The 14,186-nt window shown below is 69.9% G+C and carries 11 protein-coding genes; all 11 read right to left on the bottom strand.

The window, feature by feature from the left end:
• Window positions 1–107 precede the first annotated feature (107 nt).
• The 11 genes from ACIBB8_RS02220 to ACIBB8_RS02170 all read right to left on the bottom strand — a co-directional run bounded on the left by ACIBB8_RS02220 (window position 108) and on the right by ACIBB8_RS02170 (window position 14,184).
• Window positions 108–827: a YggS family pyridoxal phosphate-dependent enzyme gene (locus tag ACIBB8_RS02220; protein ID WP_398948486.1), complete on the bottom strand. Its 720-nt coding sequence runs from the start codon at window positions 825–827 to the stop codon at window positions 108–110.
• A gap of 6 nt (window positions 828–833) precedes the next feature.
• Window positions 834–1,583 carry a peptidoglycan editing factor PgeF gene (pgeF, locus tag ACIBB8_RS02215; RefSeq protein WP_398948485.1) on the bottom strand — a complete coding sequence of 250 codons (750 nt, stop codon included), beginning with the start codon at window positions 1,581–1,583 and terminating at the stop codon, window positions 834–836.
• Entirely contained in the window at window positions 1,580–2,794 is a 1,215-nt protein-coding gene (ftsZ, locus tag ACIBB8_RS02210) for a cell division protein FtsZ (RefSeq protein WP_398948483.1), read from the bottom strand. The genes pgeF and ftsZ overlap by 4 nt, the downstream gene beginning before the upstream one ends.
• 275 nt (window positions 2,795–3,069) lie before the next feature.
• Window positions 3,070–3,858 (bottom strand): cell division protein FtsQ/DivIB, encoded by a 789-nt coding sequence (locus ACIBB8_RS02205; protein ID WP_398948481.1) that lies wholly within the window; start codon window positions 3,856–3,858, stop codon window positions 3,070–3,072.
• 50 nt (window positions 3,859–3,908) lie between these two features.
• Entirely contained in the window at window positions 3,909–5,003 is a 1,095-nt protein-coding gene (gene murG / locus ACIBB8_RS02200) for an undecaprenyldiphospho-muramoylpentapeptide beta-N-acetylglucosaminyltransferase (protein WP_366690739.1), read from the bottom strand.
• A 6-nt stretch (window positions 5,004–5,009) separates the two neighbouring features.
• Window positions 5,010–6,431, bottom strand: a complete 1,422-nt coding sequence (gene ftsW / locus ACIBB8_RS02195; protein WP_398948480.1) for a putative lipid II flippase FtsW — start codon at window positions 6,429–6,431, stop codon at window positions 5,010–5,012.
• A 113-nt stretch (window positions 6,432–6,544) separates the two neighbouring features.
• On the bottom strand, window positions 6,545–7,963 hold the full coding sequence (gene murD, locus ACIBB8_RS02190; protein ID WP_398948479.1) for a UDP-N-acetylmuramoyl-L-alanine--D-glutamate ligase: 1,419 nt from the start codon (window positions 7,961–7,963) through the stop codon (window positions 6,545–6,547).
• Window positions 7,960–9,030, bottom strand: a complete 1,071-nt coding sequence (gene mraY / locus ACIBB8_RS02185) for a phospho-N-acetylmuramoyl-pentapeptide-transferase (RefSeq protein ID WP_366690736.1) — start codon at window positions 9,028–9,030, stop codon at window positions 7,960–7,962. The genes murD and mraY overlap by 4 nt, the downstream gene beginning before the upstream one ends.
• The gene (gene murF, locus ACIBB8_RS02180; RefSeq protein ID WP_398948478.1) at window positions 9,027–10,433 is read right to left on the bottom strand and encodes a UDP-N-acetylmuramoyl-tripeptide--D-alanyl-D-alanine ligase; all 1,407 of its coding nucleotides are present in this window, start codon (window positions 10,431–10,433) and stop codon (window positions 9,027–9,029) included. Before murF ends, mraY begins: the two co-directional genes overlap by 4 nt.
• A 4-nt stretch (window positions 10,434–10,437) precedes the next feature.
• Window positions 10,438–12,165, bottom strand: coding sequence for a UDP-N-acetylmuramoyl-L-alanyl-D-glutamate--2,6-diaminopimelate ligase (locus ACIBB8_RS02175; RefSeq protein ID WP_398948477.1), 1,728 nt, complete (start codon window positions 12,163–12,165; stop codon window positions 10,438–10,440).
• 18 nt (window positions 12,166–12,183) lie between these two features.
• Window positions 12,184–14,184 carry a peptidoglycan D,D-transpeptidase FtsI family protein gene (locus ACIBB8_RS02170; protein ID WP_398948476.1) on the bottom strand — a complete coding sequence of 667 codons (2,001 nt, stop codon included), beginning with the start codon at window positions 14,182–14,184 and terminating at the stop codon, window positions 12,184–12,186.
• Between the last annotated feature and the right edge of the window lie 2 nt (window positions 14,185–14,186).

Raw genomic sequence — 14,186 nt, 5'->3', positions numbered from 1 at the left:
TGTGGTGGATCGGCATCTGTCACCAAGTGCCCGCGATCCACTCAGGCCTGCCCGCCATCGGCGGGAATGACCATATTTTCTGCTGTGGTCCGACTTGCTTGGCGACGTTACCGGAGCCCGGGTCGGACTCCGAGTACCGCGGTACCGACGCGTACATGTGTCGCTCCGGCCGCAATCGCTTCCTCGAGGTCCGCGCTCATTCCCGCAGAGACCATGTTCGCAGCCGGACGGCTCCCGCGCAGGCGGGATGCGAATTCCATCAGCCGGTCGAATGCCGCCCGTTGCCGTCCCGCGTACGGTCCGGAGAGCGGGGCCACGGTCATCAGGCCGTCGAGCCGGAGCCCCGGCGCCGCTTCCACCGCGGCAGCCAACTCCTCGATCCCGTCCGGCGCGACGCCGCCCCGGGCCCCGCGCTCGCCGCTCTCCGCGTCGAGTGCGACCTGGATGAGGCAGCCGAGTTCGCGCCCCTCGCGCACCGCAGCGGCCGAGAGGGCCGTGACCAACTTCGCCCGGTCCACGGACTGCACCACATCGGCATAACTCGCAACAGAACGAACCTTATTCGTCTGCAGTTGTCCGACAAAGTGCCATGTGAGCGACAGATCCGCACAAGCGGCTGCCTTGGGTGCGGCGTCCTGGTCACGATTCTCCGCGACATGACGCACGCCGAGTTCATACAGGATCCGCACATCGCTCGCGGGGTAGGTCTTCGTGACCACGATGAGGGTCACTTCTTCCCTTGTGCGACCGGCGGCGACACAGGCGGAAGCAATGCGTTCCTCCACCTGTGCCAGATTCTCGGCGAGTTGAGTCCTACGATCCGTCATGCCCTATCAGTCCAACCAGACATATCCGGCGAGCCGCCCGGTGGTGCGGTCGCGGCGGTACGAGAAGTGGTCGCCCGATTCGAGGGTGCAGACCGGTGACGTGTGCCGGTCGCGCACCCCCAGGGCCTCGAGTTGGGCGTGGACTCCCGCGGTGACGTCCACGGCCGGTGTCCCCCAGCTCGTCTCGGACCACGATGCGGGAACGGCTTCGGCGACATCGGACCGCATCTCCGCCGGGACTTCGTAACACCGTCCGCAGACGGCCGGTCCGGTGTGCGCGGTGATCCGGGAGGTGTCCGCGCCGAGCCCGACCATGGCCTCGACGACGGCGGGGACGACTCCGGCGACCAGACCGGGGCGGCCCGCGTGCGCCGCCGCCGCGATCCCGGCGACCGGATCGGCGAGAAGTACGGGGGTGCAGTCTGCGGTGAGAACGGCGAGTGGGAGTCCTCGTCGCGCGGTCACCACCGCGTCCACCGCGGGGACCTGCGCACTCTCTTCCCAGGGTCCGTCGACGACGGCCACGTCCCGCCCGTGCACCTGGTTCATCCAGACGACCTGCGCCGGATCGAGACCGAGACCCCGGGCAGCCGCCTCCCGGTTGGCGAGAACGGCTGAGGGTTCGTCGCCGACCGCGCCGCCCAGGTTGAGTTCCCCGTACGGAGCGGCGCTCACCCCGCCCCACCTGTCGGTGAAGGCGAAGTGAGCGCGATACCCCGATGACTCCGGGGTCACTGCGTGGTGCCGAGTTATCACTTCAAGAAATCCGGGACATCCAGCTCTTCGGCCTGGGAGTCCTGATAGGGGCGGGCCGGCGGGACGTGCGGCGTGGAGACCGGCGACATCGGGGTCTCCTTCGCCACCGGTACGGACTCGGCCTGGGCCTGGAGCTCCTCGCGCGGCGTGACGGAACCGAGCCCGCCCGTCTGGCGCACCGGCTCGGCGGCCCGGACCGGCGGCGCCGGCTCCTCGCGCTTCCCGGCACCCGCACCCAGGACGTTCTCGCGACGGGCGGGCGGCTGCCCGCCGTCGAAGCCCGCTGCGATCACGGTGACCCGGACCTCGTCTCCCAGGGCGTCGTCGATGACCGCACCGAAGATGATGTTCGCCTCGGGGTGTGCGGCCTCGCTCACCAGCTGGGCCGCCTCGTTGATCTCGAAGAGGCCGAGGTCGCTGCCGCCGGAGATGGAGAGCAGGACACCACGGGCGCCGTCGATGGACGCCTCCAGGAGCGGCGAGGAGATCGCCATCTCCGCGGCGGCCACCGCGCGGTCGTCGCCGCGGGCCGAGCCGATGCCCATGAGCGCCGATCCGGCCTCGGACATGACCGACTTGACGTCGGCGAAGTCGAGGTTGATCAGACCCGGGGTGGTGATGAGGTCGGTGATGCCCTGGACACCCGAGAGCAGTACCTGGTCGGCCGACTTGAACGCGTCGAGCACGCTGACCTGGCGGTCCGAGATGGACAGCAGTCTGTCGTTGGGAATGACGATGAGGGTGTCGACCTCTTCGCGGAGCTCGGCGATGCCGTCCTCCGCCTGGTTCGCGCGACGCCGGCCCTCGAAGGTGAACGGGCGGGTGACCACGCCGATCGTCAGGGCGCCGAGCGAGCGCGCGATGTTGGCGACGACGGGTGCGCCGCCGGTGCCGGTGCCGCCGCCTTCTCCGGCGGTGACGAAGACCATGTCAGCCCCCTTGAGGACCTCCTCGATCTCCTCACGGTGGTCCTCTGCCGCCTTGCGACCGACGGCCGGGTTCGCCCCGGCGCCGAGGCCACGGGTGAGTTCACGGCCGACGTCGAGCTTGACGTCGGCGTCGCTCATCAACAGGGCTTGCGCATCAGTGTTGATCGCGATGAACTCGACGCCCTTGAGACCGACCTCGATCATTCGGTTGATGGCATTGACACCACCGCCGCCGACACCGATGACCTTGATGACTGCGAGGTAGTTCTGCGGTGCTGCCACGTCGAAGGCCTCTCGCCTCGATTTACGTGTCGTCGCTTCGCGGTAGTCCCGCCGCGACGACGGATGCCGATTGGGACGGTCCGACGCCGACCCAAACCCTAACGTTGAAGTTTAGGGTTACCAGTGTGTCTGCTTCTTGGACTCTTCCGAACAGGACACTAAGTCGACAAGTGGCGCACGTTCAACGAACACGCCGAACCTCCCGTTTTTCTTTTCACCCTATGTGATCACCCGTAGCGCTGACCAACCAGGGTGCTGGCCAGGCCAAATGTGCGTCAACCACCCGAGACGGCAGGAGCGGTGGGTGCACTCACGTCGAAGTGTCCCGCTTTGGGAGCCGCTTTCATGAGAGCGGTGAGAACTCTTGCCTTCACCGCCCCCTCCTCGCTGCTGCCCCAGACCACCGTACGGCCGCCGGTCAGTTGCAGGGAGATCGAGTCGTACGAGGTGACCCGTACGATCTGGGTGTCCTTGGCCACTTCGCGGGGAAGTCCGCCCGCGACCCGGACCGCCTCCCGCACCAGCCGGCCACTGCCGAAGCGGCGCAGACCAGCTGACTGATGGGGCGTCAATTCCAGCAGCGGTACGCGCCCGGGCGCCTTGTCCACCGTGGCGAAGCGGACGCCTTTTGCGTCCACTTCAATGAACTTTGCGCCCTTTTTCACCAACAGGACCGGCTGCCGTTCGGTCACTTTAAGTCCAATTTCGTGCGGCCATGACCGTACGACATCCACCGAGTCGATACGAGGCAACTTCTGGCGCAACCGGGCGGCCATGGCGTCCGTGTCCACCGAGACCAGCGGGGCACCCATCGGCACCGCCGCGGCGGACTCCACTTCCGCGGGAGTCAGCACCTCGACACCGGTGGTCCTGACCTGTTCCACCCGGAACCAGGACGATCCGTAGAGCGCCCAGACGACGCCCGAGGCGAGCAGCAGGACAGCGACGGCAATCACGATCAGCAGTCTGCGGCTGGGCCGCCTGCGCCCGGTGGGGCGCGGCGGGCGGGCCGGGTTGTCCGTCCGCTGCCCTGCACCGCGCTGGGCGGTCGTCGGTCCGGCCACGCTCGCTCCTTATGCCGGGTCCGGGGGCGCCGCCCCCGGACCCGTCCGCCTCACGCGTTGCGGCGTGCGGCAATCGCCTCGTACACCATGCCGACGAGCAGATCGTCGGCGTCCCGGCGGCCGAACTCGGCGGCGGCGCGGGACATCTCGTACAACCGGTGCGGATCCGCAAGCACCGGCAGGACGTTGCCCTGCACCCACTCGGGGGTGAGAGCCGCGTCGTCCACCAGCAGACCGCCGCCGGCGTTGACCACCGGCTGGGCATTGAGCCGCTGTTCGCCGTTGCCGATGGGCAGGGGGACGTAGGCGGCGGGGAGCCCGACGGCGGAGAGTTCGGCGACGGTCATCGCGCCCGCGCGGCAGAGCATCATGTCGGCAGCGGCGTACGCGAGATCCATCCGGTCCACGTACGGTACCGGGATGTAGGGCGGCATCCCAGGCATGTTGTCGATGCGCGGCAGTTCGTTCTTCGGGCCGACCACATGCAGGATCTGGATCCCGGAACGCTGCAGCAGCGGGGCGACCCGCTGGACCACCTCGTTGAGATGGCGGGCGCCCTGCGAGCCGCCGGAGACCAGCAGCGTGGGCAGGTTGGGGTCGAGACCGAAGGCGGCGCGCGCCTCCGGGCGGACCCGGGCCCGGTCCAGGGTGGCGATGGTGCGGCGCAGCGGGATGCCGATGTAGCGGGCACCGCGCAGCTTGCTGTCAGGGGTGGAGACGGCGACCCCGTGCGCGTACCGCGAACCGATCTTGTTGGCCAGCCCCGGCCGCGCGTTGGCCTCGTGGACCACGATCGGCACACCGGCCCGCTTGGCGGCGAGGTAGCCGGGCAGGGCGACATAGCCGCCGAAGCCGACCACACAGTCCGCCTTGGTGCGTTCCAGGACCTGCTCGGCGGCCTTGATGGTGCCGCGCAGCCGTCCCGGGACGGTGATCAGTTCGGGGGTGGGCTTGCGGGGCAGCGGCACGGCCGGGATCAGCGCCAGTTCGTACCCCCGCTCGGGTACGAGCCTGGTCTCGAGTCCGCGCTCCGTGCCGAGGGCAGTGATTCCCACGCTCGGGTCCTGCCTGCGCAGGGCATCCGCGAGGGCAAGCGCGGGCTCGATGTGGCCGGCGGTCCCCCCACCGGCGAGTACGACATGCACCGAAATTCACCGCTCTCCGGACGGACGCTTCTTGCCGCGCCGTCTCATCGTCTTCCATCTCACCCCGGGCCTCCGCATGGCCAGGGCCGCCTTCGCGGCGGGCTCCTCACGCGCGAACGCGATCAGGAGCCCCACCGCGAACATGGTCGGCAGCAGGGCCGATCCCCCGTAGGAGAACAGCGGGAGCGGGACCCCGGCGATCGGCAGCAGGCCGAGCACCGCACCGATGTTGATCACGGCCTGAACCGTGATCCAGGTGGTCACACCTCCCGCGGCATACCTCACGAAGGGCTCCTCCGTGCGTCCGGCCACGCGGATACCCGCATAGCCTAGAGCCGCGAAGAGGGCGAGCACCGACAGCGTCCCCGCCAACCCCAGTTCCTCCCCGGTGATGGCGAAGATGAAGTCGGTGTGCGGTTCAGGCAGTTGGCCCCATTTTTCCACACTTGCACCCAGCCCGGATCCGAACCATCCACCGGATGCCAGAGCATAGATGCCGTGCACGGCCTGCCAGCACGAGCCGTCGGGTCCGGGTTCGCTCACGCCCATGCAACTGAGCCGGGACATCCGGTTCGGACTGGTCTTGATCAGCAGGAAGGCCAGCACGCCCGCGACGGCGAGCACCCCGCCGAACAGCCGGGTGGGCGCCCCGGCCAGCCAGAGCAGTCCGAACAGGATTGCGGTGAGAATGATCGCAGTTCCCATGTCGCCACCGAGCATGATCAGCCCGAGGAGCATGAACGCGACCGGGACGAGCGGCACCAGCATGTGTTTCCACTGCGTCAGCAGCCGCTTGTCCTGTTTACGGGCGAGCAGGTCGGCGCCCCAGAGGATCAGGGCGAGCTTGCCGAACTCACTGGGCTGGAGCTGGAAGGGGCCGCCCAGGTAGAGCCAGTTCTGGTTGCCGTTGACCGACATCCCTATCCCCGGCACCTGGACCAGCACCATCAGGAAGACCGTGCCCATGAGCAGCGGGTAGGCGAGCGCCCGGTGGAGCTTGACGGGCATCCGGGAAGCCGCGATCAGCAGTCCGGAGCCGATGAGGGCGGCGAGGAACTGCTTGCGGAAGAAGTACGTGCCGGGCTTCGACAGCTCGAGCGCCTTGATCATCGAGGCGGAGTAGACCATCACCAGCCCGAGCACGGTGATCAGCAGCCCGGCGCCGAGGATCAGGTAGTACGCGGTCAGCGGGCGGTCCCAGGCCCGGCGTGCCTGCTCGTACAGCCGCCGCACACCGCCGCCGCGGGGGACGCGGGCGCCGGATCCACTGCGGCCCCTGGAGCGCGGCACGGCGGGCTGCCGGGTACCCGCCGGCCTGCCGCGCTTGGCGAGCCCGCCGGGCGCCGGTGGGGCGAGCACCCGGCCGGTCCCCGCGGCCCCCCGTGGGCGGCCCTTGCCGTGCGCGGCGGAGCTCTCGTCGGCCGGCATTGTCGCTGTCCCCTCCACTGCTCGTGCCCGGGGCTGCTGCCGAGGGCCGGGGCGTGCGGCGGAGCCGCCCGAACCCGGTTGTCCGGGACAGTACGGCGCGGCGGCCGGGCCCGTCAGGCGCTCTCGTCGGCGAGTGCACGGACCGCGTCCGCGAATGCCTCGCCCCGCTTGTTGTAATTGGCGAACATGTCCATCGAAGCGCAGGCCGGGGCCATCAGTACGGTGTCTCCCGGCCGGGCGAGCCGGGCCGCCTCGCGGACCGCCTCGGACATCGCCCCAGTGTCGGTCCGGTCGAGGTCGACGACCGGGACCTCGGGGGCGTGTCGCGCGAGGGCTTCGCGGATCAGCGCCCGGTCGCGGCCGATCAGTACGACGCCCCGCAGCCGCTTGGCGGCGCCGGTCACCAGCTCGTCGAACGTGGCGCCCTTGGCAAGGCCGCCGGCGATCCAGACGATCGGGTCATAGGCCGCGAGGGAGGCCTCCGCGGCATGGGTGTTGGTGGCCTTGGAGTCGTCGATGTACGCCACCGATGCGACGTCCGCGACGTGTTCGATGCGGTGCGCGTCGGGGCGGAAGGCCCGCAGGCCGTCCCGTACCGCTCTGGGTTCGACGCCGAAGGCGCGGGCCAGTGCCGCAGCCGCCAGGGCGTTGGCGATGTTGTGCGGGGCGGACGGGTTGATGTCCGCGACCTCGGCGAGCTCCTGGGCCTGTTTCTGCCGGTTGGCCACGAAGGCGCGGTCGACGAGGATGCCGTCGACGACGCCCAGCTGGGACGGGCCCGGGGTGCCGAGGGTGAAGCCGATGGCGCGGCAGCCCTCCTCGACGTCCGCCCCGCGGACCAGGTCCTCGGTGGCCGGATCGGCCGCGTTGTAGACGCAGGCGATCCGGTTGCCCTCGTAGATCCGGCCCTTGTCCGCGACGTACGCCTCCATGGAGCCGTGCCAGTCGAGGTGGTCCGGGGCCAGGTTGAGAACGGCCGCGGAGTGGGCGCGCAGCGAGGGCGCCCAGTGCAGCTGGTAGCTGGAGAGCTCGACGGCGAGTACGTCGTAGGTCTCCTCGCCGAGGACGGCGTCGAGGAGGGAGACGCCGATGTTGCCGACGGCGGCGGTGCGCAGCCCGGCCGCCTCCAGGATCGAGGCGAGCATCCGGACGGTCGTGGTCTTGCCGTTGGTGCCGGTGACCGCGAGCCAGGGCGCCGCATCGGGACCGCGCAGCCGCCAGGCGAGCTCGACGTCGCCCCAGACCGGGACGCCCGCCTCGGCGGCTGCTGCGAAGAGCGGCTTGTCCGGCTTCCAGCCGGGGGTGGTGACGATGAGCTCGGTGGACTCGGGCAGGGTCGCCCCGTCGCCGAGGCGCACGGTGATTCCTTGCGCCTCCAGCTCTGCGGCCTGCGCACGGGAACGCTCGTCGTCCCCGTCGTTGACCACCGTGACAACGGCGCCGAGGCCGTGCAGGACACGGGCAGCGGGGATCCCGCTGACGCCGAGTCCGGCGACGGTGACGTGCTTGCCCTGCCAGTCCTGGTTGCTCACTTGGCGGCTGCCCACCCTGCGTAGAAGAGACCGAGTCCGACGATCACGCACATGCCCTGGATGATCCAGAAGCGGACCACGACAAGGACTTCGGACCAGCCCTTGAGTTCGAAGTGATGCTGGAGCGGCGCCATCCGGAAGACCCGCTTGCCGGTCATCTTGAAGGAGCCGACCTGGATGACCACGGACATGGTGATCATCACGAAGAGGCCGCCGAGGATGGCCATCAGGAACTCGGTGCGGGAGCAGATCGCGAGACCGGCGAGCGCACCGCCGAGTGCCAGCGAGCCGGTGTCGCCCATGAAGATCTTGGCAGGCGAGGTGTTCCACCACAGGAAGCCGAAGCAGGCGCCCATCAGCGCGGAGGCGACGACCGCGAGGTCGAGCGGGTCGCGTACCTCGAAGCAGGCGTTGGGGTTGGTCAGGGAGACCGCGTTGGCGCAGGACTCCTGGAACTGCCACAGCCCGATGAACGTGTACGCGCCGAAGACCATCACCGACGCGCCGGTGGCCAAGCCGTCCAGACCGTCCGTCAGGTTCACGCCGTTGGACATGGCGAGAATCATGAACAGCGCCCAGACGACGAACAGCACCGGTCCGATCGACCAGCCGAAGTCGGTGACGAACGACAGCTTGGTGGAGGCCGGGGTGTTGCCACGGCCGTCGGCGAACTGGAGCGACAGCACCGCGAAGGCGATACCGACTATCAACTGGCCGGCCATCTTCGCCTTGGCCCGCAGGCCGAGCGAGCGCTGCTTGACGATCTTGATGTAGTCGTCGAGAAACCCGACGAGGCCCATCCCGGTCATCAGGAAGAGGACCAGCAGACCGGAGAAGCGCATCTCCTCGCCGGTGATCACCTTCGCCAGGAAGTACGCCATCAGCGTGGCCAGGATGAAGGCGATGCCGCCCATGGTGGGCGTGCCCTTCTTGCTGCCGTGGCTGCGCGGGCCGTCGTCACGGATGAACTGCCCGTATCCCTTGCGGGCCAGGAGCTTGATGAGCAGCGGGGTACCGACCAGAGTCAGGAAGAGCCCGATGGCCCCCGCGAAGAGGATCTGCCTCATCGGCCGGTGACCTCGCCCTCGGTCGAGTTCTCCAGCAGTGCCTGGACGACCCGTTCCAGGCCGGCCGACCGGGACGCCTTCACCAGCACGACGTCTCCCGCGCGCAGTTCACTGCGCAACAGGTCGACGGCCGCCTGTGCGTCGGACACGTGCACCGACTCCTCACCCCACGAACCCTCGTTGTATGCGCCCAGTTGCAGCCAGGAGGCTTCTCTGCCCCCGACCGCGACGAGCTTGCTGACGTTGAGCCGGACGGCAAGCCGTCCGACCGCGTCGTGCTCGGCGAGCGAGGCGTCGCCGAGCTCGGCCATGGGGCCGAGCACCGCCCATGTACGCCGCCCCTTCCCCATGGCGGCCAGCGCGCGCAGCGCTGCTCGCATGGATTCGGGGTTCGCGTTGTAGGCGTCATTGACGAACGTCACGCCGTCCGGACGCTCGGTGACCTCCATACGCCAGCGGGAGAGGGTGCCCGCCTCGGAGAGCGCAAGGGCGATCTCGTCTACGGGCAGGCCCAACTCATGGGCGACGGCGGCCGCGGCGAGCGCGTTCGACACGTGATGCTCACCGTACAGGCGCATGGTCACATCGCTGCACCCGGTGGGTGTGTGGAGCGTGAAAGCGGGGCGGCCGTCGTCGGTGAGACGGACCTTCTCTCCCCGTACGTCCGCATCCGCGGCTTCACCGAAGAGCAGAACACGGGCCTTCGTACGGGAGGACATGGCGAGGACGAGCGGGTCGTCGGCGTTGAGGACGGCGACTCCGTCCGCCGGGAGCGCCTCAACCATCTCGCCCTTGGCGATCGCGATCTGCTCGCGGCCGCCGAACTCACCGATGTGTGCGGTCCCGACGTTGAGGACGAGGCCGATCCGCGGCGGGACCAGGCCGGTGAGGTAACGGATGTCGCCGATGTAGCGGGCACCCATTTCAAGAACCAGGTGCTCGGTCTTCTCGGTGGCGCGCAGGGCGGTGAGCGGCAGGCCGATCTCGTTGTTGAGGTTGCCCGCGGGGAAGACGGTGGGACCCTTGCGCTCCAGGAGCTGGGCGATCAGGTCCTTGGTGGAGGTCTTGCCCGCGGAGCCGGTGAGGGCGACGACAGTGGTGCCGAGGCGTTCGACGACGGTCCGGGCGAGGGTGCCGAGCGCGGCCATGACGTCGTCGACGACGATCGCCGGAACACCGACGGGACGGGCGGCGAGTACGGCTGCCGCGCCCGCCTCGACGGCGCGCTGCGCGTAGTCGTGGCCGTCGACCCGCTCGCCGGCGAAGGCGACGAACAGACTGCCTTGCTGCACCTCTCGGGAGTCGATGACGACAGGCCCGCTGACGGTCACTGCCGGATCCGGTATGTCGTACGACTGCCCGCCGACGATTTCGGCGATCTCGGCGAGGGTAAGGGCGATCACTTGGTCATCCCTGACTGTTGTTCTCGTGGGTGTGGGCGAGCTCCGGGGCGTTCTCGGCGCTCTTGTGCCTCAGGGACCGTGCGATGGCCGCGCGCAGCACCGTACGGTCGTCGAAGGGGCGTACCACTCCGTGGATGTCCTGGCCCTGTTCGTGCCCCTTGCCGGCGATCAGCACGGTGTCGCCGGGCCGGGCGCGGGCGACCGCGGCGGCGACGGCGGCGGCCCGGTCGGCGTCGACCAGGACGTCACCGCGCTCGTGTGCGGGCACCTCGGCGGCGCCCGAGAGCATCGCGGCGAGGATGGCCAGGGGGTCCTCGGAGCGGGGGTTGTCGGAGGTCAGTACGGCGGTGTCGGCGAGGCGGGCCGCGGCAGCGCCCATCGGGCCGCGCTTCGTCGTGTCGCGGTCGCCACCGCAGCCGAGCACGATGTGCAGCTTGCCCTCGGTCACCTTGCGCAGCGAGCGCAGGACCGACTCGACGGCGTCGGTCTTGTGCGCGTAGTCGACGACCGCGAGGTACGGCTGGCCGGCGTCCACACGCTCCAGCCGGCCCGGGACGCCGGGGACAGCGGCGACGCCGTCGGCCGCGGTCTGGGGGTCAACGCCCGCGACGGCGAGGGTGACGATCGCGGCGAGGGTGTTGGCGACATTGAACGGGCCGGGCAGCGGGGCCCTGGCCGTGATCCGTTCGTCCTTGGGGCCGACGGCCGTGAAGGCGGACCCCAGCGGTCCGACCGCGACGTCCTCGGCGCGCCAGTCGGCGTCCGGGTGGCCCTCGGCGGAGAAGGTGACGACCGGGACGGTTGCCTCCGTGACCAGCCTGCGGCCGTACTCGTCGTCGAAGTTGACGACGCCCTGCCGGCTCCGCTGCGGGGTGAACAGCTTCGCCTTGGCCTGGAAGTAGTCCTCCATGCCGGAATGGAACTCCATGTGCTCCGGGCTGAGGTTGTTGAAGACGGCGACGTCGAAGACGCAGCCGTCGACGCGGCCGAGTACCAGGGCGTGGCTGGAGACCTCCATGGTGACCGCGTCGACGCCGCGCTCGCGCATGACGGCGAAAAGGGCCTGGAGATCGGTGGCTTCAGGGGTGGTGCGCTCGGACTTGATGCGCTCGTCACCGATCCGCGTCTCGACGGTGCCGATCAGGCCGGTGCTGCGTCCGGCGCCGCGGAAGCCGCCCTCGACGAGGTACGCGGTGGTGGTCTTCCCGGACGTACCGGTGATCCCGATCTGGAGGAGGCCGGCGCCGGGCCGCCCGTAGATCTCGGCGGCGAGTTCGCCCATCCGGCCGCGCGGGTTCTCGGTCACCAGCACCGGCAACCCGGTCGCGGCGGCGCGCTCGGCGCCCGCCGGGTCGGTGAGAACCGCGGCCGCGCCGAGGCCGGCCGCCTGGGCGACGAAGTCGGCGCCGTGCAGCCGGGCGCCGGGCAGCGCCGCGTACACATCGCCGGGCCGTACCGCCCGCGAGTCGTGGGTGATGCCGGTGACCTCACCGGGTCCCGGCGGCTCGACTCCCAGCCGGGCTGCCAGTTCACCGAGGGGGGTCGGCCGCAGCCGATCCGGGCGGGGCGCTCCCGGGTAGGTCACAGGGGCGTCCTTCGGGGGGGTTTGGGACTGTTCAGCGTGGGGCACGGCGGTGAGCGTACCGGGCGCACCCGGCGTCTCGCTAAGTGAGGGGGCAGGGCCCAGGTGTTTCCCGTTCCGGTTCCCGGGTTCGGGGGTGATGGTTGTCACTGGCTGGTTTCCCCGAGTTCATTCGCCGGGATTGAAGGACACGGGCAGCCGGGCCGACCCGCTGCCGGACGGTGGGGTCTGGAGCGTCTTCAGTGCGAACTCCATGACCTGCTTGTAGATGGGACCGCAGATCTGACCGCCGAAGTAGCTTCCCTTGGTGGGGTTCTGGATCGCGCAGTAGACGGTGATCTGCGGGTCGTCGGCGGGCGCGAAGCCCGCGAAGGACGCGGTGTAGCCGTGGTAGCCGCCGCGGACCGGGTCGACCCGGTTGGCCGTGCCGGTCTTGCCCGCGACCCGGTACCCGGGGATGCGGGCCTTGGTGCCGGTGCCCTCCTCGTCACCGACCACCGACTCCAGCATGCCCGCGAGTGTTTTCGCGGTCTTCTTGCTGATCACCCGGGTCTGTTCGGGGGCGGCAGCGGGGGTGAAGCGGCCGTCCGCGCCCTTGGTTCCGCGGATCAGGGTGGGCTGGATCCGGACGCCGCCGTTGGCGATCGTCGAGTAGACCGAGGCGGCCTGCATGGCGTTGAGCGAGAGTCCCTGGCCGAACGGGATCGTGTACTGCTGCGAGGTCGACCAGTCCTGCGGCTTGGCGAGGATGCCGGGGGTCTCGCCCGGGTAGTTCAGCCCGGTCGGGCTGCCGATGCCGAATTTGCGCAGATACGAGTAGAGGACCTTGTTGGCTTGCGGCTGGGTCCTGCCGAGCTGCCCGGTGGCCAGGATGGTGCCGATGTTGCTGGACTTGGCGAGTACGCCGTTGAGCGTCAGGTACCAGGTGGCGTGGTCGATGTCGTCCTTGAAGAGCCGGTCGCCGCGGTGCAGCCGGTTGGGGACGGTGACATGGGTGCCGGGGGTGGCCACCCCCTGCTCCAGCACGGCGGCCATGGACATGACCTTACTGGTGGAGCCCGGTTCGTACACGTCCTGCAGCGCCGCGTTGCCCAGCGACGCGGCGTCGGCCTGCGAGAGGTCGTTGGGATCGAATCCCGGGGCGTTGGCCATGGCGAGGACCTCGCCGGTCTTCGCGTTCTGCACGATCACATAGCCGCGGTCCGCCCTGGACTTCTTCACCTGGTCCGTGATGGCCTTCTGCGCGGCCCACTGGATGTCCCGGTCGATGGTCAGCTCGATGTCGGAACCCGCGACCGCCGGGACCTCGCTGGTACCCGCGGTGGGCACCCGGCGGCCGCCGGACTGGGCGTACTTGATCTTGCCGTCCTCGCCCGCGAGCTCCTTGTCCAGCTGTGACTCGAGGCCGCCCGCACCCTGGCCCTCGGCGTTGACGTAACCCAGTATCCCGGCGGCCAGCGCGCCATTGGGGTAGACCCGCTTGGTGGTCGCTTCCTGGAAGACACCGGCCAGCACATTGGCCCCGGTGCCGCCGTTCGCCCTGTCCTTCTGCGCCTTCTCGGCGAAAGCGGACTTGAGGTCCTTGATCTGCTTCCAGACCTGCGGGGTCTGGCGGCGTGCCAGCACCACGTACCGGCTCTTCGGCTTCGACAGCTTCTTCGCCAGCTCCTCCGCCTCGACACCGAGGACGGGTGCGAGGAGGGCCGCGGCCTGCTCCGGTGCGTCCGGGGCCTTGCTGTCCTCGGGTGTGAACATCTTGGGGTCGGCGGTGATGTTGTACGCGTCGACGCTGGTGGCCAGGGCGATCCCGCTGCGGTCGGTGATCTCACCGCGCTCGGCGGCGACCGTGTACTCGAGGTAGCGGTTCTTGTCGGCCTTGGCCGCGTACGCACTGGCATCGACGGCCTGCACCTGCAGGAGCCGCACGACGAACACCAGCATGACGAGCGTCAGCGCCAGGCTGACCAGGCGGAGCCGGGGGCGCGGGCTGCCCAGCCGCAGCGGGCGCGCCGATCCCTGGCGCGGAGCGCGGCGGCCCTTTGCGCGGGGCGCGGCCGCTGCGGACGAGGGGCGGCGGGCGGCGGGCCGGGGGCGGCCGGAGCCGGCTGCTGCGCTGCGGGGACGCGCGGGGCCGGGGACCCGGCGGCGCGGTGGTTCCTTGGAGGGCACTG

The organism is Streptomyces sp. NPDC051286 (assembly GCF_044455345.1).
Taxonomy (GTDB): Bacteria; Actinomycetota; Actinomycetes; order Streptomycetales; family Streptomycetaceae; genus Streptomyces.
This window is presented reverse-complemented; position numbering and strand designations above follow the sequence as displayed.

Coding starts and splice junctions, on each gene's coding strand:
- ACIBB8_RS02220 (WP_398948486.1), bottom strand. CDS start 827: ATGACGGATCGTAGGACTCAACTCGCCGAGAATCTGGCACAGGTGGAG.
- ftsW (WP_398948480.1), bottom strand. CDS start 6,431: ATGCCGGCCGACGAGAGCTCCGCCGCGCACGGCAAGGGCCGCCCACGG.
- mraY (WP_366690736.1), bottom strand. CDS start 9,030: ATGAGGCAGATCCTCTTCGCGGGGGCCATCGGGCTCTTCCTGACTCTG.